At 61.5% G+C, this 23,743-nt stretch carries 24 protein-coding genes and 4 pseudogenes; 13 read left to right on the plus strand and 15 right to left on the minus strand.

Going from position 1 to position 23,743, the window contains the following annotated elements; translation table 11 throughout:
• Nucleotides 1–110, plus strand: a pseudogene (locus tag AC630_RS47270) (IS5/IS1182 family transposase); the annotation flags it as partial.
• Here the strand turns inward: AC630_RS47270 and AC630_RS28585 are convergent.
• Together AC630_RS28585 and AC630_RS28590 are read right to left on the minus strand one after the other, a co-directional pair.
• Nucleotides 103–1,101 (minus strand): medium chain dehydrogenase/reductase family protein, encoded by a 999-nt coding sequence (locus tag AC630_RS28585; protein WP_074121793.1) that lies wholly within the window; start codon nt 1,099–1,101, stop codon nt 103–105. The pseudogene AC630_RS47270 and the gene AC630_RS28585 overlap by 8 nt on opposite strands.
• Before the next feature lie 241 nt (nt 1,102–1,342).
• Nucleotides 1,343–2,128, minus strand: a pseudogene (locus AC630_RS28590) (hemerythrin domain-containing protein); the annotation flags it as partial.
• Between the two features lie 28 nt (nt 2,129–2,156).
• Between AC630_RS28590 and AC630_RS44360 the strand changes: the two are divergent.
• Nucleotides 2,157–2,339 (plus strand): long-chain fatty acid--CoA ligase, encoded by a 183-nt coding sequence (locus tag AC630_RS44360; protein ID WP_143198395.1) that lies wholly within the window; start codon nt 2,157–2,159, stop codon nt 2,337–2,339.
• Nucleotides 2,340–2,649: 310 nt separating this feature from the next.
• On the opposite strand, the gene AC630_RS28595 is transcribed toward AC630_RS44360, so the two are convergent.
• The 4 genes from AC630_RS28595 to AC630_RS28610 all read right to left on the minus strand — a co-directional run bounded on the left by AC630_RS28595 (nt 2,650) and on the right by AC630_RS28610 (nt 6,073).
• Nucleotides 2,650–3,687, minus strand: coding sequence for a glycosyltransferase family 4 protein (locus AC630_RS28595; RefSeq protein ID WP_074121795.1), 1,038 nt, complete (start codon nt 3,685–3,687; stop codon nt 2,650–2,652).
• A complete protein-coding gene (locus AC630_RS28600) occupies nt 3,687–4,535 on the minus strand; it encodes a UDP-2,3-diacylglucosamine diphosphatase (protein WP_143198398.1) in 849 nt (282 codons plus the stop codon). The genes AC630_RS28595 and AC630_RS28600 overlap by 1 nt, the downstream gene beginning before the upstream one ends.
• 290 nt (nt 4,536–4,825) lie before the next feature.
• Nucleotides 4,826–5,485, minus strand: coding sequence for a DedA family protein (locus AC630_RS28605; RefSeq protein ID WP_074121796.1), 660 nt, complete (start codon nt 5,483–5,485; stop codon nt 4,826–4,828).
• Nucleotides 5,486–5,491: 6 nt separating this feature from the next.
• Complete coding sequence (locus AC630_RS28610; RefSeq protein WP_074121797.1) at nt 5,492–6,073, minus strand: class I SAM-dependent methyltransferase; 582 nt, start codon at nt 6,071–6,073, stop codon at nt 5,492–5,494.
• A gap of 541 nt (nt 6,074–6,614) precedes the next feature.
• On the opposite strand from AC630_RS28610, the gene AC630_RS28615 reads away from it, so the two are divergent.
• Both AC630_RS28615 and AC630_RS28620 read left to right on the plus strand, forming a co-directional pair.
• Complete coding sequence (locus AC630_RS28615) at nt 6,615–8,702, plus strand: carbon starvation CstA family protein (protein ID WP_074121798.1); 2,088 nt, start codon at nt 6,615–6,617, stop codon at nt 8,700–8,702.
• 34 nt (nt 8,703–8,736) lie between these two features.
• A complete protein-coding gene (locus tag AC630_RS28620) occupies nt 8,737–8,928 on the plus strand; it encodes a YbdD/YjiX family protein (protein WP_143198399.1) in 192 nt (63 codons plus the stop codon).
• Nucleotides 8,929–9,978: 1,050 nt separating this feature from the next.
• Here AC630_RS28620 and AC630_RS28625 read toward each other — a convergent pair.
• Nucleotides 9,979–10,614, minus strand: coding sequence for a hypothetical protein (locus AC630_RS28625; protein ID WP_143198396.1), 636 nt, complete (start codon nt 10,612–10,614; stop codon nt 9,979–9,981).
• Nucleotides 10,615–10,825: 211 nt separating this feature from the next.
• Here AC630_RS28625 and AC630_RS28630 point away from each other — a divergent pair, with 211 nt between their 5' ends.
• A complete protein-coding gene (locus AC630_RS28630; RefSeq protein WP_074121801.1) occupies nt 10,826–11,896 on the plus strand; it encodes a hypothetical protein in 1,071 nt (356 codons plus the stop codon).
• Between the two features lie 369 nt (nt 11,897–12,265).
• Here the strand turns inward: AC630_RS28630 and AC630_RS28635 are convergent.
• The 4 genes and pseudogenes from AC630_RS28635 to AC630_RS28650 form a co-directional block, all read right to left on the minus strand.
• A pseudogene (locus AC630_RS28635) lies at nt 12,266–12,715 on the minus strand (FUSC family protein); the annotation flags it as partial.
• Between the two features lie 167 nt (nt 12,716–12,882).
• The gene (locus AC630_RS48115) at nt 12,883–13,188 is read right to left on the minus strand and encodes a helix-turn-helix domain-containing protein (protein ID WP_074121802.1); all 306 of its coding nucleotides are present in this window, start codon (nt 13,186–13,188) and stop codon (nt 12,883–12,885) included.
• Nucleotides 13,189–13,421: 233 nt separating this feature from the next.
• A complete protein-coding gene (locus AC630_RS28645) occupies nt 13,422–13,733 on the minus strand; it encodes a hypothetical protein (RefSeq protein ID WP_245330548.1) in 312 nt (103 codons plus the stop codon).
• Nucleotides 13,734–13,789: 56 nt separating this feature from the next.
• The gene (locus AC630_RS28650) at nt 13,790–14,116 is read right to left on the minus strand and encodes a hypothetical protein (protein WP_074121803.1); all 327 of its coding nucleotides are present in this window, start codon (nt 14,114–14,116) and stop codon (nt 13,790–13,792) included.
• Between the two features lie 103 nt (nt 14,117–14,219).
• Here AC630_RS28650 and AC630_RS28655 point away from each other — a divergent pair, with 103 nt between their 5' ends.
• The gene (locus AC630_RS28655; RefSeq protein ID WP_074121804.1) at nt 14,220–15,152 is read left to right on the plus strand and encodes a LysR family transcriptional regulator; all 933 of its coding nucleotides are present in this window, start codon (nt 14,220–14,222) and stop codon (nt 15,150–15,152) included.
• Between the two features lie 46 nt (nt 15,153–15,198).
• On the opposite strand, the gene AC630_RS47280 is transcribed toward AC630_RS28655, so the two are convergent.
• Entirely contained in the window at nt 15,199–15,438 is a 240-nt protein-coding gene (locus AC630_RS47280) for a hypothetical protein (protein WP_074121805.1), read from the minus strand.
• A 46-nt stretch (nt 15,439–15,484) separates the two neighbouring features.
• The gene (locus AC630_RS28665) at nt 15,485–16,828 is read right to left on the minus strand and encodes an aminotransferase-like domain-containing protein (RefSeq protein WP_074121806.1); all 1,344 of its coding nucleotides are present in this window, start codon (nt 16,826–16,828) and stop codon (nt 15,485–15,487) included.
• Nucleotides 16,829–17,029: 201 nt separating this feature from the next.
• Here AC630_RS28665 and AC630_RS28670 point away from each other — a divergent pair, with 201 nt between their 5' ends.
• The 4 genes from AC630_RS28670 to AC630_RS28685 are packed head-to-tail and all read left to right on the plus strand — an operon-like array spanning nt 17,030 to nt 19,502.
• On the plus strand, nt 17,030–17,266 hold the full coding sequence (locus tag AC630_RS28670) for a YjiS-like domain-containing protein (RefSeq protein WP_074121807.1): 237 nt from the start codon (nt 17,030–17,032) through the stop codon (nt 17,264–17,266).
• Nucleotides 17,263–18,036, plus strand: coding sequence for a sulfite exporter TauE/SafE family protein (locus AC630_RS28675; protein ID WP_143198397.1), 774 nt, complete (start codon nt 17,263–17,265; stop codon nt 18,034–18,036). Before AC630_RS28670 ends, AC630_RS28675 begins: the two co-directional genes overlap by 4 nt.
• On the plus strand, nt 18,036–19,007 hold the full coding sequence (locus AC630_RS28680; protein ID WP_074121808.1) for an AraC family transcriptional regulator: 972 nt from the start codon (nt 18,036–18,038) through the stop codon (nt 19,005–19,007). The genes AC630_RS28675 and AC630_RS28680 overlap by 1 nt, the downstream gene beginning before the upstream one ends.
• Nucleotides 19,008–19,052: 45 nt before the next feature.
• Nucleotides 19,053–19,502, plus strand: coding sequence for a MaoC family dehydratase (locus AC630_RS28685; protein WP_074121816.1), 450 nt, complete (start codon nt 19,053–19,055; stop codon nt 19,500–19,502).
• 25 nt (nt 19,503–19,527) lie between these two features.
• Here the strand turns inward: AC630_RS28685 and AC630_RS28690 are convergent, their stop codons facing one another.
• Complete coding sequence (locus AC630_RS28690) at nt 19,528–20,442, minus strand: LysR family transcriptional regulator (RefSeq protein WP_074121809.1); 915 nt, start codon at nt 20,440–20,442, stop codon at nt 19,528–19,530.
• Nucleotides 20,443–20,543: 101 nt separating this feature from the next.
• On the opposite strand from AC630_RS28690, the gene AC630_RS28695 reads away from it, so the two are divergent.
• From AC630_RS28695 to AC630_RS28710, 3 genes are all read left to right on the plus strand, one after another.
• On the plus strand, nt 20,544–21,389 hold the full coding sequence (locus tag AC630_RS28695) for an SDR family NAD(P)-dependent oxidoreductase (RefSeq protein ID WP_074121810.1): 846 nt from the start codon (nt 20,544–20,546) through the stop codon (nt 21,387–21,389).
• Between the two features lie 70 nt (nt 21,390–21,459).
• Complete coding sequence (locus AC630_RS28700) at nt 21,460–22,506, plus strand: hypothetical protein (RefSeq protein WP_245330549.1); 1,047 nt, start codon at nt 21,460–21,462, stop codon at nt 22,504–22,506.
• The gene (locus tag AC630_RS28710) at nt 22,503–22,712 is read left to right on the plus strand and encodes a hypothetical protein (RefSeq protein WP_074121812.1); all 210 of its coding nucleotides are present in this window, start codon (nt 22,503–22,505) and stop codon (nt 22,710–22,712) included. The genes AC630_RS28700 and AC630_RS28710 overlap by 4 nt, the downstream gene beginning before the upstream one ends.
• 830 nt (nt 22,713–23,542) lie before the next feature.
• On the opposite strand, the pseudogene AC630_RS46355 reads toward AC630_RS28710, so the two are convergent.
• Nucleotides 23,543–23,743 (minus strand): annotated as a pseudogene (locus tag AC630_RS46355) (hypothetical protein); the annotation flags it as partial.

Consider the following 23,743-nt stretch of genomic DNA (forward strand, 5'->3'; position numbering starts at 1 on the left):
TCTGCCGCCTCAAGGATTTCCGACGTATCGCGACCCGCTATGACAAGCGAGCCGATATCTTCCTCTCCGCAATCCTCTTGGCTGCCGCACTCACTTGGTGGATCAATTGAGTCCGGACCCTAGACCGCCCGCCTCCAGACGTCGGTGCGCCTCCGCAACTTCCGCGAAAGATATTCGCTCGGCGATGCGTGGTTGGATGACGCGCGTCGCCAACATTTCGAACAGCCGATCCAGATCCTCCCGGAACCACGCCGGATGTCGCGCCCGCATCAAATTGATCGAGTAGAAGTAGACCCGCCTGCCGCCGGATAACCACGCCGACAGATAAAGGCGAGCCGTCCACGTCAAGATACCCAACAGGCTACGGTGCGCCTGTACGCCCGCCGTGTAGCCGTAGGCACAGAGCAGGCCGCTGCGCTTGAGTGCCGCCAACGAGCGGCGACAGCCGTCCTCTCCGATTCCGTCGAACACGACATCAAATCCGCCTGGCAGGACCTTCGTAAAGTCTTCGCGCTGGTCAATCGGCGTGCCACCCAGTTTGCGAACCAATGCGGCGTGATCGCTACGCGCAGTGCCCCACAGATCGAGCCCCGAGATACTGCCTAGCGTGAGCAGCGCCTGGCCGACGGCGCCGGCCGCGCCATGCACGAGCACGCGCTGCCCCTGTTTCACGTGGGCCGCGCGGTGAAGCAGTTGGTAGGCAGTTGTCCAGCTTAGGATTAAGGCCGCCGCCTCCGCCGCGTCCACGCCCGGCGGCACAAGGGTCACCTGGTCGACCCGAAGGGTGCGGTAGGCGGCATTCGAGCCCACTACCGTCATGTCGGCCACTCGGTCGCCAAGTTCGAAGTCCGTGACGTCCTGCCCCAGTTGATCGATTTCCCCTACGACGTCATAGCCCAATACGAAAGGCGGCCGGAGAGAAATCGTTTGCGGGTAAAGGTGGCGCCGGATCACCACATCGGTGTACACGACGCTCGAGGCAAGGACGCGAACCCGCACCTCGCCTCGGCCGGCCATTGGAATGCGAGCGTCGACCACCTCCAAGCCCTCGGGACCGCCGAAGCACCTGACCTGGACAACTCGATTGCTCGGCTCTCCCATGAGCGGATTTCCGTGCCTATGGATCCGCGGCCGCTCTGGCCGTACTTGCGATTGCGCCAAATCATCGCCTAAAGGCCTGCTATGGGCATTGAGGGGGATCAATGCGTCAGCTCAGCTTTCCTTCTCGTCGCCAGAACCGCTCGGTTTGACCGTTATGGCTTCTGACTGTTTGCGATTTGCGCCCCACGCGGGGGGACTGCCGCACCCGATCCAACTGACCCGCCGCTTGCGCATCGTACGCCTAAGCTGGCGCTTGGGCCGCCACAGCCTCGTAAATGTCGTCCTCCTGGGCTGTATGCATGCGTACCAGCGTTTCGATCGCTTCGATCACCCGCTGGGCGTCCCGGATAAGATAGCGGTCAATTCTCTCCAGAGGCAGGTCTTCCGCGATCCGAGCGAGCAGCCGCGCAAGATGCAGGATCTCGCGATGCGCGCGGCTCAAGGCCGAGAGGCCGTGGCGTTCGCGCAGCACCTCCGCAAGCTGCGGATAGACGCTACCCTCATCCTCCCGCTCATGCATCACCACGCTGCCCTGAACCAGCACGGTATGCGCGCGAGCCAGCGCCTCCAGCGCTCCTCCGCCCTTGACCAAGATGCCGCGGCGGGCCGCTTGCGCCACGCCGGCGATGAAGGCGACAGGTGCGGCCAGAATCAGGGGACAAGGCGTCGCCGCCACTAGCACAGCGAGGCTTCGGGTCAGATCGCCCGAGATTAGCCACGCCAGGAAGACGATGACGAGCGTCACGGGCAGAAAGATCAGCGCATAGCGGTCGGCCAGCCGTACAAAGGGGGCCTTCACCGTTTGTGCCGCCGTTACAATGCGCACGATGCCAGCGTAGGTGCTCTCGCCGGCCGGCGCGGTCACGGTCAGGTCGAACGTCTCACCCGCATTCAGCGAACCGGAAAGAACAGCGCTGCCGCACGTCTTCGCGACCGGGATCGGCTCGCCCGCAACCGCGGACTCGTCGATGGTGGCCAAGGCCGAGTGAACGACGCCATCGACCGGCACGATCTCGCTGGCCCTTATTCCGCATCCTAAATGGCAGGAACAACCCTTGCTCGTCATTCAGAAGGAGAGGGATGCCGATTCGGTGGAAGAGAGTTCACTGATAAGCTTCATTGGCGACAAGGTCGCCAAATGGTGGATTCCCGAACGTATCGAAGTCGTTGAGCAGATGCCCATATCGGCGACCGGCAAGATACTGAAATCGGAACTGCGCAAGCTGTTTCCGACGTAAGGCCCCGCGAGCGACATGACATCCCCCTCCATGTCTGCCGATGGCGGTGTGCCCATCTGGATCACTTCAGGCCTGCGATCCGCGACATAGCGTTTGCTATCCTTCGAGCACGAAGATCATTTGATCGCGCCTTGAGATAAGGTGTTTCGAAGGCCAAGGCAGCAATAGTGGCGATGTCGTCGCTGGAAGCCGAATTCAGTCCGATATCAGCTCGCGCTTCTTCTATTCGCCGCGGCAAATCTGATCATCGGCCGGATCGCAATTCGACCCCTGGCGCGCCTCCGCCGATCTTGAATGATGACTCCCGCCTTCAGCGGCGCCAATGTGCCTGTCCGGCGCCGACCGGTACACCATGTGCCCGTTTGGTATTGTCGAGAAACTGCCGCACGCTCTCCCGCCAGGTAAAGGTCAAAGCGTAGGCCCGGCATTTTTCACGAGGCACCTGCAACGCGTCGAGCGCGGCGCGTCGCAAGTCTACATCGAGGCAGCCGCACCCCGATCTACCGATGACGTCGAGCGGCCCCATCACCGGAAAGGCAGCGACCGGCAAACCACACGCCAGGGCCTCGAGGATCACCATCCCGAACGTATCGGTGAGGCTCGGAAAGACCAGGACGTCCGCCGATGCATAGACATCGGCAAGCGCTTCCATCGTCCGCGTGCCGAGAAAGTGCACTTGCGGATATTTCGATTCCAGGCTCGCGCGCGACGGCCCGTCCCCGACCACAACCTTCGAGCCCGGCAGGTCGAGGTTCAGGAAGCCTTCGAGATTTTTTTCGACCGCGATGCGACCCACGTACAGAAACACCGGCGTCGGGAATGCAAGCGGCCGCTCGGCGCGGGGGCGGAACAGATCGGAATCGACGCCGCGCGACCATCGCATCAGGTTGCGGAATCCATGCGCCTTCAGCGTCTGCTCGAGCGTCGGCGAGCCGACCATGGTGCCCACGCCGCTGTTGTGAAAACGGCGTAACGCCGCATAGCTCCAGTTCAACGGCACCGGCAGCCGCGCCGCCAGATATTCCGGAAAGCGGGTGTGATAGCTCGTCGTAAATGGATAACCGCGCTTCCGGCAGACATGCCGCGTGATCCACCCGATGGGCCCCTCGGTCGCGATGTGCACCGAGTTCGGCCGCATCGCGGTGATCGCGCGATCGATACGCTGTGCGGAAGCAAGAGCAAGGCGGATCTCCCTGTAGCCGGGCAGCGGCACCGTCCGGAAATCGCTCGGTGTGAGGAAAGAGATGTCGGCGCCGAGCGACGGCGCTTCACTTGCGAGATACTCGAGCGAGCGAACCACCCCGTTGACCTGCGGACGCCATGCGTCGGTTGCCACCAGCACGCGCATCAGGCGACCGCCCTCGCGAAAGGTACCAGATTCGCTTCGCCTGACATCTGGTGTCGCCGCGCTTCGGCCCATCGGATGATCTCGAATTGACCATCATGGTGCTCGACAACCCCCGAGCAGGATTCCACCCAATCTCCGGTGTTGATGTAGCGAACACCGAAGTCGTCATGCATCACCGCATGGTGGATATGGCCACAAATCACACCCTGGACGCCGTGGCGCCTCGCCTCGGACGACAGCACTTCCTCGAATTGACCGATGTGGTTGACCGCATTCTTGACCCTCAATTTCGCCCAGGAAGAAAACGACCAGTAAGCAAGCCCCAATCGGCTCCGGATCCTGTTGAGCCATACGTTGGAGGCAAGCGCGGCCCGGTACCCCCAATCGCCGAGAAGGGCAAGCCATCGGGCGTGACGCACGACGACATCGAAATGATCACCATGAACGACGAGATAATCGCGGCCGTCGACACCCCTGTGAATCGCATGTTCGACCACTTCAACGTTGCCGAACGTCGAGCCGACATAGTCGCGCACGAACTCGTCGTGATTGCCGGCGACGTAAACGAGGCGCTTGCCCTTGCGCGCGAGCTCGACCAGCTCCTGCACGACCTCATTGTGCGCCGTCGGCCAATACCAACTGGACCTCAGGCGCCAGCCATCGACGATGTCACCGACCAGAAACAGCGTTTCGGCATCGTGGTGGCGAAGAAAGTCAATCAACCGATCGGCCTGACATCCCCTGGTCCCGAGGTGGACATCGGAAACAAAGAGGCTCCTGACCTTGACGACGTCGCGAGGTGGAGAACGAACTCCCTCCAGGCGACGGCCTGCGCCCGCCCCAGGCATCGAAGGCCTCGAGGCGCGGTCACAATCGACCGCCTCATGCCGAAACGCCATTGCCACGGCGTCCACCAAACCCGCGACGGCTTGCGTCAGGTCACGGTTGGCGCGTCGCTTGAAGATCGAGCGGTGCCAACATACGCCGCCGATAAAGGCCAGGAGCGCGAGTTCGGCGCTCCGATGCCGTCCGTCGGAGGCCGCAACGCCAAACTGATAGCTGGCAAGCAATGTCAGCGCCGCTGCGGTGACGCGCTCCAGGGCACCCCTGCCGCGTCTCAAGCGGGAAAGTAGGGCTCTCATGCAGCCTCCTCGGCAGGCGTATGAGTGGGGATCGCGCGTGATCGCGTGCCGCAAGGCGGTGCGATCGACCTCTTGTAGAAGCGAAATCCCAGGATGACGGTGACCTCCACCGCGATGAGGACGGCCGCCACCCAAAAGCCGATACTGACGGGATCATGGCTGCTGCCCCGCAGCGCGTAGCCAAGACTGAGAAAAGGCATATTCCAGATCACGGTGCCGATCGTCGTGGCGGCGACGAATGCGCGGGGCTCCAGGCCGAGCACCCCGGCAGGCAGCGCCAGATAGATCCGCACGGTGGGCAAGGTTTGACCGATCAGCGTCACCCAAAAGTGGTTACCGCGATAAGCGTCGGCCAGTCGTCCATAGAGTGAGGGTCGAAGGAATACGTATTTTCCGTAGCGGGCCACCAAACCCTCGATGCGCTGCGAACCCAGCGCCCGGCCAACCCCGTACCAGCCAATGGCACCAACGACGGATCCGATGGTCGTCGCCATGATCGTCATGGCAAGCGTCGCGCCGTCGGAGACGGTCAGGCCCAGAAGCATCAACAGGACGTAGGACGGAAACAGGGGAACGAACTTCTCGACGACGGCCAGACAGCCAATCCCCACGAGGCCGAAGTTCAGAAATGTTACGATCGTGCTCGATGTTTCCATGGTGCCTCAATCAAGGGTGGGTTGACGTCGGCTGATGCGGTACACCGAAGCCGGGGGTACGTTGAGAAGCGTCTGCCCGATGCGGACAGCTTGCAGGCCAAGTTGATCCAGGATGCAGTCCGGAACCGGGCAGCGTGGGCCGTAGGTGATCTGATAGAAGGCGCCGCGCGGGCGGAGGTAGCCAAACGCACCGCGGAGGATGGCAACGACTTTCTCCGGCGCCATCGTGAGAAGCCCGAGCCCGCTGACGACGGCACCGACCGGCGCTTTCTCAAACAGCTTTTCCTTGTGCAGCCATGCCGCATCCATCCAAAGCACCCGCGCCCGCGGGAAACGTCGTTGCAGCAGCGGGATGAAATCCGAGCCGTATTCGACCAGCGTCAGATCCAGTTCGCTCACGCCGCGATCGAGCAGCGCGTAGGTGAACGAGCCCGTGCCCGGACCGAGCTCGATGACCGGGCCGGTCTGCGCCGTGATCTCCTGCGTCATCAGCGACGCGATGGCTGCGCCCGACGGCGCGACCGCGGCGACGCGCACCGGATTGCGAATCCAGGCAAGAAAGAACGGCAGGATGTCAGCAGCCGGCATGCTGGCGATCTTTGTTGATGAGAGCGCCGCCGGTTTCGCAGCAGTGATTTGGACGCAAAGTCATTCGCATGTCTTTCGGATTGCGGGTGCCCGCTATCGAAGGCGGACAGCCCGTTAGCCAGTTGAGCTGTGTCCGTCGGCGGTGGGATGAACCAGCCAAGCCCGACGTAGCTCTCGGTCCCATGCGGAGATTGCGGGAACATGTCGCGAATGCGCGTTCTTTCAAAATGATCCGGCGGCAATGCGTTTTCCGGACAGACCGCAAGGCTGCCGCAATGAAATGGGCTTAAAGGCGGCAGGCAGGACGAGGAACGAGCCGCCGAACAGATTTCTGCGCACGATCCCAATCCCTTCCCAAAGGGGAAACAGAATCGTAGAATTATTCCCGTCAGGCGGAGCCCTTAGCGAGTTCTGAGGTTCAGTCCTGACCCTGGTGTGTGCGGAAGGCTAGGATCCCGGCCAATACACCTTTGCCTCGATCGACGTCCCCGCGAGGGTGAACCTTGGTTGGTAGGGCTTCCTGCAATGCGGGAGGACATCCATGAGTACCATCAACAATTCGAGTGCGCCGCAGACGAAGCTTTTGTGGATTGCGGTTGCTCTTCTGGGCGCCGTGTCATTTGCGATCGTGGCGCTCAATCGAGGTGAAGCAGTCAACGCCTCGTGGCTGGTCATCGCCGCGATTTGCATCTATTTCATCGCCTATCGGTTCTATGGGTTGTTCGTCGCCCACCGGGCGCTCGGGGTCGATGGTACGCGACAGACACCTGCCGTTCGCCACAATGACGGTCTCGATTACGTCCCGACCAATCAGTATGTGCTCTACGGCCATCATTTCGCGGCGATCGCCGGCGCGGGTCCACTGGTTGGTCCAGTGCTTGCCGCGCAAATGGGCTATCTGCCGGGCACGCTCTGGATCCTCGTTGGCGCGGTGTTTGGCGGTGCGATCCAGGACATGACCGTGTTGTTTCTATCGACGCGGCGCGATGGTCGCTCGCTGGGCGACATCGTGCGTGCCGAGATGGGAGTGGTCGCTGGCACGATCGCCGGAGTAGGCATTCTCCTGATCTGCGTCATCGTACTTGCGGTCCTCGCTCTCGTTGTCGTCAAGGCACTGATCGGCAGTCCCTGGGGAACTTTCGCAGTGTTCTGCTCGATTCCGATCGCGCTTTTGATGGGGGTCTATAATCGGTTTATCCGCCCCGGAATGGTCGGCGAAATGTCGTTACTCGGCTGCGTGTTGCTTCTCGCAGCGCTGATCTATGGCAAGACCGTCTCCGAGACGCCAGAGCTCGCCACGTACTTCGATCTACGGGGCGAGACGCTCGCGCTGATCATCATCGGATACGGCTTCGTCGCATCCGTGCTGCCGGTCTGGCTGCTTCTGGCTCCGCGCGATTACCTTTCGACATTCCTTAAGATCGGCACCATCGCGCTCCTGGCTATCGGCATCGTCATCGTCCGTCCCGATCTCCAGATGCCGGCCGTCACCAAATTCATCGACGGCAGCGGACCAGTCTGGGCCGGCGGCTTGTTCCCGTTCCTGTTCATTACGATCGCCTGCGGCGCCGTGTCCGGATGGCACGCTCTCATTTCGTCAGGGACGACGCCGAAGATGATCGAGAACGAAACGCAGATTGCGTTCATCGGCTATGGTGGAATGTTGATGGAATCGTTCGTCGCCATCATGGCGATGATCGGCGCGAGCATCATCCATCCCGGCGTCTATTTTGCGATGAACAGCTCTGCAGGACTGATCGGCACCACGGCTGAGCAAGCCGCGCAGGTCATCTCGGGATGGGGGTTCGTGGTGACCCCAGGCGAAATCACTCAAATGGCCAAGGACGTCGGAGAGACCTCGATCATGTCGCGCACCGGCGGCGCACCAACGCTCGCCGTCGGCATGGCCCACATCCTGTCGTCGTTCCTTGGCGGCCGTACCCTGATGGGCATCTGGTACCACTTCGCGATCCTGTTCGAGGCCCTGTTCATCCTCACGACGGTCGACGCCGGAACACGCGTGCTCCGGTTCATGATTCAGGATCTCATCGGCAACGCCATTCCAGCTTTCAAGGAGACTGCGTCCTGGACCAACAACCTCATCGGCTCGGCGCTGTCGTGCGCGCTATGGGGCTACTTTCTCTACGTCGGCGTGATCGATCCATTGGGTGGCATCTGGACGCTGTGGCCTTTGTTCGGGACAGCCAACCAGATGCTGGCGGCCATCGCGTTGACGGTGTGCACGGTCGTCCTGTTCAAGATGAAACGCGAGCGGTTCGCGTGGGTGACGATTGTGCCCGCCACCTGGCTCGTGGCCTGCACGACGACGGCCGGGCTCGAGAAGGTCCTCAGCCCCGATCCAAACGTAGGGTTCGTCAGCCACGCACTCAGATACAGCGACGCGGTCGCAGCGGGTCAGTTGCTCGCACCTGCAAAGACGTTCGGCGAGATGAACCGCATCGTGTTCAACGACTACATCGATGCATCGCTTGCGGCCTTGTTCGTGCTGGTGGTCGTTGCGACAGTGATCTATGGCCTGATTAACATCCGGCGAGCGCTGGGAAATCCGGAGCCGACCGCAATGGAAATCGGTCTCGCTGGAGTAGCCGCAGGAGGTGGCCATGCCTGATCTGCAGGATTTGTTCGACCAGTCCGCCACCGCGATGCGAGCCGCACGATATTGGAGCACTCGCACTGCGCGTCTGATGATCGGCGTTCCCGATTATGAAACATACGTTGCGCACCGGCGGGCGAGGCATCCCGACCAGCCGGTCATGACCTATGTGGAGTTCTTCCGCGAACGCCAGCAGGCGCGCTACGCCGTCGGGAAAGGTCGCTTTAGAGGCTGCTGCTGAAGGACTCTAACGCCCCGTTGCGCACCGGTAACGCGGAAACGGAAGTCGAAAAGCTGCTCGCGCTGAAAATCGAAGACGTGGCTGCTTCTTGAGAGAAGCCTGCCACCGCACCTGTGTCGCACCAGAGACAACCTCGAAAAAGGCGGCGGTCGACTGACTGTCAAACAGCGGACACAAGGTCTCGTTCTCGCGACTTGTTTCGCCCGAGCTTTGCTTCGTCGCTCCGCCCTCTCTTGAACCAAGAGGGCGCAGGGAAGGCCGGGTGCCGGCTGGCACCCATGAGTCCGCTGTGCGCATGTAGCGCAGGAAATAATGCACAGCGGCAGACAGGCGAAGCCCAACACACGGCCTTCCCTGCGCAGTGGCTCTACGGCTTATGCCGCGCTCTCCCGGGAGCCGAATTCCTTTGGTCTCCCTCGCTCCACGAATTGACGGCGAAAGCCCGCCCGGTTGAGCCGGCTTGCACCTCCGCAAAAGCTTGACCGTAGCAACGACGGCCAGGACCACACGGTTTTGCCGTACGCGCGATTCGCGTGTTCGCCGCAATATTCCCGGCCTTGTCGACATTGCCAAGGAATTGCTGGCGAGACGAACCTGACAGCGCCGCTCATCTAGCACGAAGCCTCGGGCTCACGGAGAGCAATCCGCCCTGCCCGCACCTCTCGCGCCCGACGCTGCCGCGTCCACCGCAAGCCCGGCCCTGCGAAACGTGACGACACAAGATCGCCCCTCAAGGGTGAGCCGGGATGGGCGATAAATACGCCATTTCCGAATTTCGGTAAAGTGAAATATTTTTGTGGAGAGGGGTTGACGGGTGGCGCGGTGTTTTGCCCGACGGGCAAGCGGAAGACGTGATCCTCAGGGACTAATCGCGCGGACAGCCACGTCGTGTCCATGCCCAAGGCCATTCGCCGCTTCCGGTGATGACCGTCAAGCGGAATTTAGCTGAAATGTCATCCCTCGGACTTGCCCTGGAAGCGAAACGGTCCGGACGCGGGTTTGCGCGGCCGGACCGAGAACGAGCATGAAGGTCGATCTCCCGCTTGCGCTCTAGCCAAACTCCTTCTTCTGCGTGCAGGGTGCCAAAACCAGTCCCGCCTGACCGCGCGCCGGATTGTCGAGGGCAGCAAAGTCTTTCTGCCGCGCCGCGATGAGGTCCGGGAACGTCGAGACATCAGTCACAGGGCCGATCACGGCGGTAAAGCGGTGGAGAGAGCAGGAAGTGTCGTTCTTCCATTTATCGACGCCGTAAAGGACACCAACGTAGGCCGAGTCGTCCGGCTGCGTTTCCTCCTTGCGTCCCATGAATGCGCCACCACCGTTATCCTCGGAATTGGACGGCACAAACGTGAAGTAGAACAAACCGTTCCGCCGTTGGCCACTCAGATGGAACGTTTGAAGCGAGCCATTCTTCCCGGCAACCGTGCCGACGAAGATGCCGTGGACGCCTTCACCGAAGGGAAATCGATATACGGTGAATTGCTGAGGCTTTTCGGTCGGATCGGATGGGTAGAGCATCATCGCCTCGCCCCGACCGAGCATCTGCAGGATGGCCGGAACGATCTTGTTTTCCAACGTCGGCTTGGCAGCTACCGTCACGATAGCCCCCAGCACGAGGCCGCCCAGAGCAAGGGCGGCCTTTTTGAGCATCTCCCGTAGGGATGCAGTGAGGGTAACCTTCGCCATGTCAGTAAGCGGAGTTGCCGCAGAGGTCGGTATAGGAGATCATCAGAATCCTCCGTTCGCGTATGAGTTTCCCCGACGCCTTCGCGCCAAGGGAGCATCGGGGGGTGTGGTAGTCCCCGATGCACGCGAGGATAGGCAGGCGCCCCGGAGGGCGATAGCCGATGGGGGAAAACGGTCCGGAGCCAAGCCGGAATTGTCGGAGTGGCCCGGAGTGATCGCTGCAAAAGGGATTTTGATGACGGAAGCTAGGCTGTCGGAAGACGAAGTTACCCAAGAACCAGGGCAAGACGCCCAGCACGAGGCCGATCCGCCTGTGGCAGATGACGTTTACGTGACAGAGCGCAGAGTGGGCGAGGCAGTCGGCTCTCTCATCAGACAGGCCTATGACCACGCGATAGAGACGAAAAAGGTAGCCACCTGGCAAGAGTTTGCCGTCAAAGTGCTCTACGAAGACCGCAAAGACGCATCGTCCGGCGAGCGGGTGAGAATGCTCTCGTTGGTCCGGGTGGAAATACCAGACACGCTGATCGTTCGTATGCTGGTCAACTACTGTAGGCACTCCGGCATCGATATCCCTGCCTTGCTGGAAAGATTCAAACCTCGACCAGCGGACCAACGACCACAAGTCCGTTCGACGAAGACCTTCAAAGAGGCTCTAGGTCTGAACAAGAACAAGGCCGACGAGAGCATCGAAAACTACTGTGGGCGATACCTGTTGTTCACGCTCGATCCGGAGCAGCAGATAATCGTCACATCGTATCTGTTGTCACAGGAGAAGGGCGATGACGGCTCACCAATCTTTCAGGCGCGCCGAAGGGTAGCGGACGGGACCCTTGTCCGCTCGGTGGGAGCTTACTTTTCCAACGAACGCCAGCTTTATTTGGTAGGCACGCCTGTCGGCTCGATCGAGATGCGCTTAAGTATCTTTCACAGCATCAACGTAAACACGCACATCATGGTCCGTGGCGTAAATCTACGGATGGCGGAGAGCCTTATCACTTCGACGCGCTGCATGCTTGTTCGCGACGACTTTAGGGTCGCCATCAGAAAGGACCTTCTCAAGGGCTCTCACTCGAGGAAGCGCATCGCGAACTATTTCTTCGAACCGAAGCAAGATGAACCTCTGCACCCGAAGCTGGACGGGAGCGACTTTGTGTATCCCCAAAAGGATAGCCGTCGGGCCAATTTCAAGGAGATCGTCAATTACCTGTACGACGAGAATCCGACGCCTCCTGTACGGCCGCCTTACATCCTCGTGAAGGGCAATATCGATTTGGCTTGAGGCGTAACGACTCATTCGAAGTCCGTAGGATGAGTAGAGCGAAGCGAAACTCATCAACGTCTTTTCCGCAATGAGCGTGATGGGTTTCGCAAGTGCTCTACCCATCCTACGTGCTGTTTCCAGAGCGCCTTCCCTTTAGAACAGCCGAGGCTACCATCGAAGCCAGATGCAAATTGCATCGGAAACCAAGACGGTAAGTCTTACCGCAAGGCTGACTGGCTTCGAGATAGAGAACGACGCTCATATGCACCTCCTCATCTCTTCCGCACGAGGGTCCCTTTCGGGACGTGCCTTCGTGCAGGTTAGGCCAGCAGTCTGTTTTTTTTGTTGAGTGCACCCCGGTGATCCCCAACACGTTACTATTGATACTGCGTCCGCAACAGTCGAGAGAGATTCACGCGATGAGATGACCGGAAAGCCGAGCAGTGCGACCGTATAGCCGGATAGCATGAACAAATAACTGCGGGGGGTGCCGTCAATCAGCGAGAAATAAAGGAAAACACCCACCCACAGCGCGATGGCGAGGCTGAGCAGTTCGGGCGCATCCACGAGATTCGGAACCAGAGCGATCGTTCCCGCTGCTCCGATCAACGTCCCCAGCATGCGATAAACCGCCTTCGACCAGGTCGCGCCCGTCAATTGGTTGGAGGTGATGTAGACTGAGGCCAGCGCCCAATACGGGCGCGGCATGTCCAGCCAGAGCGCGATGACGAGCGCCAACATCGCCGCCGCAGACGTCCTCAGGGCGAAGACAAGAGCGGTATGCCGAACCCAGAATGGTGGGGCTGTCCCATGGTGAGCCTTGCGTACGAAGTCGATATCGTTCGCGTGTAGTCCACGTTCGCTATCGTAACGAAGATAGCGATGCGTCTGGCCGAAGGCTTTGCTTCGTGTGCTGCGCTTTTGTCATTCTTTGCTGAAAGCCGTGGACCAGCAACTGCGCAGCCTCACGCCATGCTCGGAAGCGACCGCCTGGTATCAACCAACTACAGGTCACGCTGCCGTGATCCGGACCCGTTACGAAATTGGCCAGGCGCCAGGCCAGTCGCCAGCTTGAACGCACGGGTGAAATTGGCCTGACTGGAAAAGCCGAGCGCCAGTGCAATCTCGACCAGGGATCGGTCGTCCTGGATCAACAGGACTTTCGCACGCGCGAGGCGCTTGCCGCTGACGTAACGATGAGGAGGCTCCGTCCTGCCAGCCGGCGGGGCAGAGCCAGACCGTGTCGCGGCGAGCCATCGTTTGGTCCGAAATCGCTGCGGCGCGCCGTGTGACGAGCGAGCCATTACCATGGATATCGATGCACAGTTCGGTGTCGAATTGCGTACCCAGCCAGGGGATTACGCCCGCACCATGCGCGCGCACCTCGGCCGACAGTCCTGACCAGCCCGCCCCGCCGACGACAGCAGCAGCTCCGACGGACCATGGCTCTGCCAGAAGTCGCAGTGCTTCAGCGACGCATTGCGATCTGGCGCGACCGGTCGCGCTGTTTGCATGTCCATGCAACGCTCCTGGTTCTGCCCGACTATGCAGCGCGCTCGCTCGGTACAGCATTGCGCGCCGCGATCGCATCCACCGATTTAGCAAATGCCGTTTCCAGCACGCTTCTGCCGATGGTCCCAAGCACGAGGCCGAGGACCCACCCTTTCAGGTTCTTGCCTTCACGGACGACGAGGACGTCAATATCGGTCAACCCGTCAGGCCGGCGCGTGGAGGTGTAAGTGTGGCCAGAAGCACCTCCCCACACATTGGAGTCGGTCGTCGTCAGAACGACGTGGTTGGGGTCGGACCAGTCGTAGTGCAGCCGCTCCCAGATGCCATTCGAACCTTCCGTCACGTCGGCGTGGGAGCGGCCAGCTCGCTCCTGTGTAGATGAGCCGACACAGTGAGATTTTAGTCCGCGGGCGCGCTTGCCTTGCGGACGAGCAGGTTGTCGCCATTCCGGCTGATCTCCAGCGTGCCCACCTGGTGCGGCGTCGAGAGAACGACACGCTGACCGGGCGCCAGCACCGACACGACGCGGACCGGCGTTCCGGCCTCGCCCTCTGCGAAGGTCGTGACGACGCGGAAGCCGTCGGGCTCGACGGTGTAGTAAGTCACGCCGGATAGGTCACCGAGACGGATGGAATCGCCCTGGAGCGGCCGCAGGCCATTGGCGTGCGCGGCGCCCAGTGACGACAGGGTGAAGGCGGCGGCGAGAAGCGTATTGCGGATCCACATAGGACCCTCCGATTGGTTTGGGCGGCGGGCGGGCTGCCCGTCTGCTCCCTTGCCGCTAAAAGTGGGCAAGCTATGATTATCGATCAAACCGATGGGATCGATAATGGCTATCGACGCTGTCAATTTGAGCCGCATCGACTTGAATCTCCTCGTTCATCTCGATGCGCTGCTCACGGAACGGAGCGTCACGCACGCAGCAGCACGCGTCGGCATTGGCCAGTCCGCGATGAGCCACAACCTCGCCCGCCTGCGCGACCTGTTTGCCGACGAGCTGCTCACGCGCGGACCTGAGGGCATGCGCCTCAGCCCCCGCGCGGCGGCTCTGGTTGAGCCCGTCCGCGCCATGCTGGCGCAGGTCGAGGCGCTGGTTTCGCGCGAGCAGGCCTTCGATCCGGCGACGGCCGTACGAACGTTCCGGTTCGGATTGCCGGACAGCATGGAAATCCTGCTCATGCCTGCTCTCCTGGAACGCCTGCGTACGATCGCCCCAGGCATTCACCTCCGGCTGAGCAATGTCGATGCGTCTCGGCTACTCAAAGAGCTTGATGCGGACGAAGTGGACCTCGCCATCGGCTATGGGACGTTCCATCACGGGCAAATCCATCACAAGCAGCGCAAGCTGTTCACCGAGACGTTCCTCTGCATGTTCAGTGCGGAAAAGACCGGCATCACGCCTCCGATCTCGCTCGACGACTACCTTCGCCTTCCCCACGTGCTGACCAGCCTGACGCCCGGACAAAATGTTCGCGGCGTCGTGGACGAGGCGCTGGAGAAGCTCGGATTGCACCGCTCCGTCGTGCTCACGACGCCCCGTTTTCTGACAGTCCCGTCGCTGGTGGCGCGCGCCCCCGTCATCGTCACCATGGGCGAACGGCGCGCCCGCCTGTTCGCCACCGAACTCGGGCTCACTCTGAGCCCGCCTCCGGTGGCGTTGAGTGACGTCACGGTGTCGTTGCTTTGGCACGCCTCCTACGATCATGATCCGGCTCATGCCTGGTTCCGGGATCTGGTGAGCGAGCTGGCCGCCGAGCTGTGAACCGGCGGAGCACCAGCAAGCAGAGAAGACCGATCAGCATCGATGATCAAAACAGGGGCGATGCGCCAAACAAGTCGCTGCGATCCTGCGCATCGTCGAGCCCATCGCTGCTCGTGCTCTTCGGGCGAGACCGCCGCGACGGAGGCATCTTCGAATGCTCGGCGCGCAATTCGAGCAGGCCAAGCAGCATCTCGTCCCTCTCCGCCTCGAGCTCCGGGATCGAGCGCGATCCGACCTCGGCATGAACGCTGTCGATGAGCTTCTTTTGCAGCTCCGGCGTGAGCACCGGCGAACCGAGCGCCTAATTCGAGGGACGAGCAGCAGTCGTCCGCTCACTCGGTCGAATCGAAATCTGCCTCGTTGGCGCTGAGCAGCGAGGCCAGTGTGCGCAACCCGCCATCGAGCTGATCCATCGTCGGAGCCGCGAGCGCCAGCCTCACCGCGTTCGGCGCATGACCTGGCGTGACGGCGAAGGCGGTCGAGGGTGTCAAAGCGATGTCGCGTCTGGCCGCGGCCATCACGAAACTCTGGGAGCGCCAGTGCGCCGGCAGCGTCAACCACAGATGATAGCATTTTTCGTTGGTCTGGATTTCGAAACCCGCAAGCCGGCCGATCGCCAGCTTTTGACGAGCGCGCGCGTCCAGGCGCCTTAGCTTCGTGAGCTCGGCGACGGTGCCGTCACCCATCAGCCGCTGTGCGGCCGCAAACGCAAATCCCGACGCGGTCCAGCCGCCCGAACGCACCGAGGCCATCACGCTCTCTCGCAAGCGCGGCGGAGGCACGATGAAGCCCAGCGCCAGCCCTGGCGCAACCCTTTTGGACAGGCTGTCGATGACGATGCAGGAATCCGGCGCGAGCGCAGCCAGCGGCGGCTCGTTGTCGAAGAAGCCGTAGACACTGTCCTCGATGACCGGAAGGTTGAGCTTCTGGACAATGCGGAGGAGATCCGCCCTCCTGGCCGAGGGCATGGTCATGCCCAGCGGATTTTGCGTTGCCGGCTGAATGTAGATGGCCGAGAGAGTCGCCTCGCGGTGCGCCTTCTGCACCGAGTCCGGCCGTACGCCGTCCTCGTCCATTGCCAGCGGAACGAGTGAAATGCCAAGCCGGTGGGCGATGCCCTTGACGAACGGATAGGTCAACGCCTCGACGCCACAACGACCGCCTGTGGGAACGACGGCGGAGAGCGCAGCGGCGATGCTTTGCCGCCCGTTGCCGGCAAAAACGAGTTGCTCCGGAGCGGGCGACCATCCGTTTTGCGCCAAATGCTCTGCTGTAATGCTTCTGAGTGCCGGCGTTCCAGCGCTGGTCGCCCACATCAATGCCGTATTGAGCGCCGCAGGTTTCTCCAAGCCATCCAGGCTCTTTGCGATGAGCGCCGTCTGTTCGGGACGCATTGGATAGTTGAACTCGAGATCGATCCGGATGCCGCGCGGCTCACTCGGCGCGGCGGCGCCCCGCTTGGCATCGCCGGAGATGAAGGTGCCGCGGCCCACTTCGCCAACGACGAGGCCGCGGCGCAGCAGCTCGGCGTAGACCCGGCTCGCTGTCGAGACGGCGATCTTGCGCTCCCAGGCGAAATTGCGTTGCGGCGGCAGGCGATCGCCCGGCCGGAGCGTGCCGTCAGCGATTTCCGCCGCGATGGCGTCTGCCAATTTCAGGTATTCGAACTTCGACATAATTGCACCGAGAACAATGTTTATTGACCCGAGAGCAATGTTCTTATTGCACCGATTGATCTCTCGGACCAATTTGATTGTATCAGATCAATTGTAGCGGATTTCAGCAAACCTTTCTGCGGTCATGCGCACGCGGCGCGCTCGGAAGCGCGTTTGCCGCGACGGTGCAGCATTGCCCGCGGCAACTATTGGAGGCCCGAGATGTCTGCAACCGTTTCAAAGATCGTCCGCCCGGACGTCAGGACGACGCAGGGGACGTTCACTCGGCTTCTCGGCGCTTGCGACGCCATCATTGGCCACTTCACCCGCCGCGCCGCCATCACAACCCTTCGCGACCTCGACGACCGCTCGCTGCGGGACATCGGGCTCAGACGGAGCCAGATCAACGCCGCAGTCCACGGCCGCGTCGCCCGTTCGAACCGGGAGCGCGTGTCATGATGATATCCTCCTGGGCCGACCTGACGGTCACCACGATCATCGTCGCTTTCGCCGGCGTCTTCCTGATCTGCTTCATGAAGGGTGCCTTCGGCGGCGGCTTCTCCATCGTCGGCATTCCGCTGTTGTCCTTCGTCATGGACCCGGTCACGGCCGGCGGCCTGCTCGCGCCTCTGTTCATCGCGATGGACCTGTTTGCGCTGCGGTACTGGAAGGCTTCGACCTGGTCGAAGCCGGATCTCGCATTGCTGTTGCCGGGACTCGTGATCGGCATCGCGTTCGGCTACCTGGTCTTCCGCTTTCTCGACCACCGCGCGATTGCGATCGTGATGGCGGTGACGACCCTGATCTTCGTCGGCTTGTGGTTTGCCGGAGGTGGCGACGTCACCATCCGCCGGCGTTCGACGCCGAAGGCGATCACCGCCGGCTTCGCGTCGGGCATCACGACCATGGTGGCACACTCGGGCGGACCGCCGCTGGCGATGTACCTGCTGCCGCTCGGCCTCACCAAGGAGATCTATGCCGGGACGACCAGCCTGTTCTTCACCGTCGGCAACGCGACCAAGGCTGTGCCGTGGCTGTTGCTGGTGAAGCCGACAACCGGCGTGTGGGAATTAATGACGATCTGCCTGCTCGCGATCCCTGCCGGGGTGTGGCTGGGTTGGCGGCTGCACGGCGCATTGGACCAGCGCCAGATCTATCGTGCCTGCTACGGGTTGCTCGTCGTGACGGCGGTGAAGCTGTTGTGGGACGGCGTTTCGGGATTTCTCTGATGAGCACCAATGTCAGCATTCAGCCACGGCCGGCATCTGATATCGGGAGCTATCGCTCCGAGGGCCTGTTGTCCTCTGCAAGTCTCGGCTGGTCCGGCATGTCGGCCGAACTGCGCAATCATGAGAAAGCGGTCATTCCCTGGAGAGGCTCCAATTCCGGTGTTGTGATGTGCATCGATCTCCGTGGCAACGGGACGCTGGTCACGCGGCGGTCCGCAAGCATCGAGGATCGACGGATTTCAAGCCTGGATACAATCTGGTTGACCCCTCCCGACTTGCAGGAAGGTGAGATCGATCTCGCTGCAGACATGGCTGACATGCTGCACCTTCACCTTCCATTGAGCCAATTCTCGCCAGGTTACTTCGGGCCTCTGCGATATGAAGCCGCCTTCGAGGATCCGCTCCTGGCCGAGATCGCACACGCCGTTGCGTCCGAGCTTCAGGCACAGACCTCGGCCGGCGGCCTGCTGATCGACTCTCTGGCAACGAGCATGACGGCGAGATTGACCCAAAAGCACATGGACGCGCCGCCGGCTCATTCTTCGTCATGGATGACAAGGGAGGGCCTGGACCAGCGCAGATTGTCGCGGGTGCTCGATCACATCGAAGCGAATCTGGAAGGCGAGCTCACCATCGAGACCATGTCCACCGTCGCCTGCTTGAGCCGGTATCATTTTTCGCGCGCGTTCAAGAAAGCGACGGGGCAATCGCCGCACCGCTACGTCGGCGGCAGGCGCCTCGAGCGCGCAAAGGCGCTGTTATTGAACGGCGATCGATCGTTGGTCAACATCGCCCTGACCCTCAGCTTTTCCAGCCAGGCCAACTTCACCAGAGCTTTCACGAAAGCGACAGGTCAGGCCCCTGGTCAGTTTCGGAAGCGGAATGGTGCACGATCGCTCGCTGCCGACTCACTGACCATCAAACCGGAATATGCCCAGGATATCGCGTGGCTTCGTGAAAGAATCGCATGACGATCCGTGCGAGTGTCCGAACCAGAAGCCAAAGGGAAGAAGCTCATGACGACAATCGCGTGGTTTGACGATCTTGCTGTCGGAATGCAGTTCAAGAGTGGTGAAGCTCGGATCACTGCCCCGGACATCAAGCGCTTTGCAGCCGAATTCGACCCGCAGCCGATGCATCTGGATGAAGAGGCCGCCGCGAAAACATTCTTCAAGGGGCTCGCAGCATCGGGATGGCACACGGCCTCAATTGCCATGAGACTGTTGGTTGAAACTCGCCCTTTCGGTGACCATCCGATCATCGGGATTGGCGGCGGCGTCCGCTGGCTGGCCCCGGTGCGCGCCGGCGACGCCCTGCATCTGGAGGGCGAGATCGAAAGCCTCACGCCCTCAAAGAGCAAGCCGCAAGGCACCGTGAACATGAAATGGACCATGTATAACCAGGATGGCCAGGCCGTTTATGCGTTTACACCCATGACGATCGTTCCGCGCCGCCCGGACATGTGACTCGTGACTGGCCAGCCAGCACCGCTCACACAGGCGGCGGCTGGAGCTCCGCGAAGACTTGCTTCAGTCGTGGCGCCGCGAAGTCGAGGAAAGCGCGGACCTTGATCGGCAGAAAGCGGTTGGCCGTGTACACAAGGTTGACCGGCAGAGGTGCAGGCTGGAATTCATCGAGCAAAGGCGTGAGGGCGCCGCGCTCGAGCGCTGCCCGGAAGTGATAGGCGAAGGCGGACGTAATTCCGATGCCGGCGCATGCGGCGTCGCAGGCGGCCTCGGCGCTACCGACCACGAGCCGTGCACGGACGGGCACCGCGACGGCGGCGCTGTCCTTGTAGAAGGTCCAGACATCGGGGGACGAAAAGCCCGCATAGGTGATGCAATCATGCCCGGCAAGATCGTCCGGCGTGCGCGGCGTTCCGTGCGCGGCAAGATAGTCCGGACTGGCGCAGACCATGCGACACGTCGTCCCCAGGCGCACCGCGATCAGGCTGCTGTCGGGAAGCGCGCCGATGCGCAGCCCGACGTCGATCTGCTCTTGAAACAGGCTTTGTACGCGATCAGCAAGGAGCAAGCTCGCCTTGATATCCGGGTAGGCCTTGAAGAAATCCGCCAGGATCGGGATGAGGTGAGCACGGCCAAGCCCGACCGGAGCAGTCAGGATCAGCTCTCCCGTCGGAGCGGAATATTCGCCGGAGGCGGCACGCTCGGCCTCGGTCACGTCCGCCAGGATCCGCTTGCACGCGGCAAAATAGGAGCTGCCGGCATCGGTCAAGACCAGCTTGCGGCTCGACCGGTTGAACAGTTTTGTTCGCAGATGGGTCTCGAGCTCGGAGACCTTGCGGCTCACCGTGGGGAGCGGCGTTTTCAATCGCCGCGCCGCCGCCGACAGACTGCCGGCCTCGACCACGGCCAGGAAGGTGGACATCGACTCCAGGCGATCCATCGGGCCCTTGTTCCATATTTTGGAAGGATAGCTCTCAACTTTGCCATGTGGAACCAGATTTCGGAAGAGCCTAGGTGTGGAGGGCACAAAGGAGAACGTCCATGAGCACTACAACCAAAGGCACTGCCCTCATCACCGGCGCATCGGCAGGCATCGGCGCCATCTATGCCGACCGTCTGGCCAAACGTGGTTACGACCTGATCCTGGTTGCCCGCGACAAGACCCGTCTCGCCGGCCTCGCGCAGCGCTTGAGAAGCGCGACCGGCCGCGCAGTCGACACCGTCCCAGCCGACCTCAACGACAAGGCGGATCTCGCCCGGGTTGAGGCGATCCTGCGCGCGAATGCGGACATCACGTTGCTGGTCAACAACGCCGGCGTCGGCGCCACCGCGCCGCTGCTCAATGCCGACATCGAGAAGATGGACGACATGATCCACCTGAATGTCCATGCACTGACCCGATTGACCTATGCGGCGGCGCCGGGCTTCGTCGCGCGCGGCGCCGGTACGATCATCAACATCTCGTCCATCGTGGCGATCTCGCCCGAAACGCTCAACGGCGTTTATGGCGGAAGCAAAGGGTTCGTGCTCGCCTTCTCGCTCTCGCTGCACCATGAGCTTGCCGCGAAAGGCGTGCGCGTTCAGGCCGTCCTGCCCGGCGCGACCGCGACCGATTTCTGGGACATCGCCGGCCTGCCGGTCCACCAGCTGCCGTCCGCGATCGTGATGACCGCCGATGACATGGTCGACGCAGCCTTGGCCGGTCTCGATCAGGGCGAGGTCGTCACCATTCCGTCTCTCGCCGACAAGGCCGACTGGGACAGATACGAGGGCGCACGCCGCGCGATGTCCGGCAAGCTCTCAAGCGCAGTCCCGGCTCCCCGATACAACGTCGGCGCGAACACCTCTGCACCGAACGCTGCCGTCAGGGCCGAAGTCACGCACTAGGGCCGACGCACGGGCTACACGCGCGTAATGAAATGGCGGCCATCGCACCAGAGGAATGGAGAAACAGGCCATGAACGAGTTGCTGACGAAAGTTCTCGACGCGCACGGCGGCCTGGACCGCTGGCGCAGCTACAACAAGGTCGAAGCCACCATTGTCAGTGGCGGCGGCTTGTTCCCCTTGAAAGGCATCTTGCAGGATCCAAATCCGCGCCGGATGACGGTGTGGCTGCACGAAGAGCGATCCTCGGTCGCGCCCTACGGGGCGCCCGATCAGCGTACGATGTTCACGACGGATCGCATCGCGATCGAGAAGCTCGACGGCACGGTCGTCGCCGAGCGGCGCATGCCAAGGGACTCGTTTGCGGGACATCAGATGCACACGCCCTGGGATCCCCTGCATCGCGCCTATTTCAACGGCGAAGCGCTGTGGACCTACCTCGCGACTCCCTTCGCCTTTGCGGTGGACGACTTCCGCGTCGAGGAGACCACGCCTTGGCAAGAGGGAGAGGAAACATGGCGCGTGCTGCGTGCCTATTTCCCCGGCTCGATCGAAACGCACTGCCAAGTTCAGGATTTCTTCTATGACGAGAGGTTCGAGCTCCGCCGCCACGACTACAGCGTCAATATCGCCGGTGGGTTTCCCCGCCGCGCAACTGATGCTGGAGCAGACCGAGGCCAATGGCATACGCATGCCAAGCAAGCGGCGCGCATACGCGCGCGGTCCCGACCGGCGTCCGATCCTGGACATGTTGATGGTGTCGATCGACATCAGCGAGGTTACCTTCTCTTAGGCGACCTCGACCGGTGCTCGGCAAGGGTCGGCCTTGCAACATCAGGCCCTGTCACAGGTTCTTGTTCGTTCGTTTCCGCAAGCAGGAGTTCATGTTGGAATCCAGTCTCCCAGATGACTGGACGAACGATGATCGCAATTCAATGGGAGCGTGTCATGGGTGAAGTTATCCAGTTTGTCTCAAAGTCCGAACGCGAACGTATTCGCCTCATTCGGGAGGCCCGCGCGATCTATGACAGCGTCTTTCCACCGACTGCTCCCGCCAACGAGAAGAACAGCGAGGCGACAATGAGTCATACAACGAACGGCGGGGAGCGCGTGTCGTGATCAAGATCGTTGCCGTGCTCTGCAGTCTGTCCTCTCCAGCAAATTGCCGCGATCAAACCGTCACGACCTCGGATTTCGCCGACGTCTCAATGCAGTCGTGCCTGGTGGGCGCGCCGCAGCTCGCCGAATGGATGAAGCAGCATCCGGCTGACCGACTCGCCGGATGGCGCTGCGAGATCGGCAAGCGGGAGGGAAGAGGGATCTAAAAGTGCAGGCCATGTCGCCAGCCAATTCGGACCGCACCCACATCGCACCTGAACGCGAACCCTAGGCGGATCATCTTCTCGAACTCTCACGCAATTAAGCGGCAGACACCGTATCGGTGGCGTAGCCAGCCATGGGCTCGAGAAAGCAAAATCGCTGATCGCCACTCCGGTCTCTCCCTTCCCAGGCCTTGCGCCCGGCGACGGGACTCTCTGCGCCGAGTAAATATTGAAGACGGCGCACTGCGACCAACTCAGACCATGTCGTCGCAACAGCTTACTTCGCCCACGGCCGGTGGGTGTATATTTTGCATTCGCACGAACGCCTTGCCATGCAGGCCTTTCATTGCCGCAAGCGCGTTCAAATATGGACAATAACATTCACGAGCGAACGACTTGGGAACGATAGTCATCTTGCCAACATTCTTTCGACCATGGAGCCAGCACGATGGCACGACTCGCGCTTCTCTTAACCTCGATCGCGGCAAATGCGATGCCGATTCCCGCTCTCGCCTCTGACTGTGTCTCGACGTCGGAGATCGCTGCGTCACGCGCGCACTGGGCAACGGTCCGCAATCAACCCGTAGCAGCCTCCGAAAATGAGAAAGCGTGTCGCGCGTTCGCCGTCTCCTTCTACGAGTCCGTGACGACGCGCCAGGCGGCTGCGACCTGCATCAGAAGCAACGACCGTCAGCGAGACCTCGCGGCGCTCGATTTGGAAATTGAGGCCTTCAATGCCGCGATCGCAAGCAAGTGCGGCGGCTGACACTCGTGTCAGGGGCCATAAAATACGTCACCCAACTAGTCACCATCGAGTGTGCGCCTACCGTAAATCACATCCGGCCATATTGATGGTGCAGTCCACCCAGGATCGGGCGGCAGACGATATTCCCGGCCCACTTAACGCCGCGAGGGACCGGGGCATCCTTTTTCAATGACAAATGAGTTCGCGTGGCGTTGTAGTAATCCTTGTATGACAGCAGGACGTGGCGCAGATGGCGTTCGCCGAAAACTACGACATGATCAATGCATTC

The organism is Bradyrhizobium sp. AS23.2, assembly GCF_001908185.1.
Classification (GTDB): Bacteria; Pseudomonadota; Alphaproteobacteria; order Rhizobiales; family Xanthobacteraceae; genus Bradyrhizobium.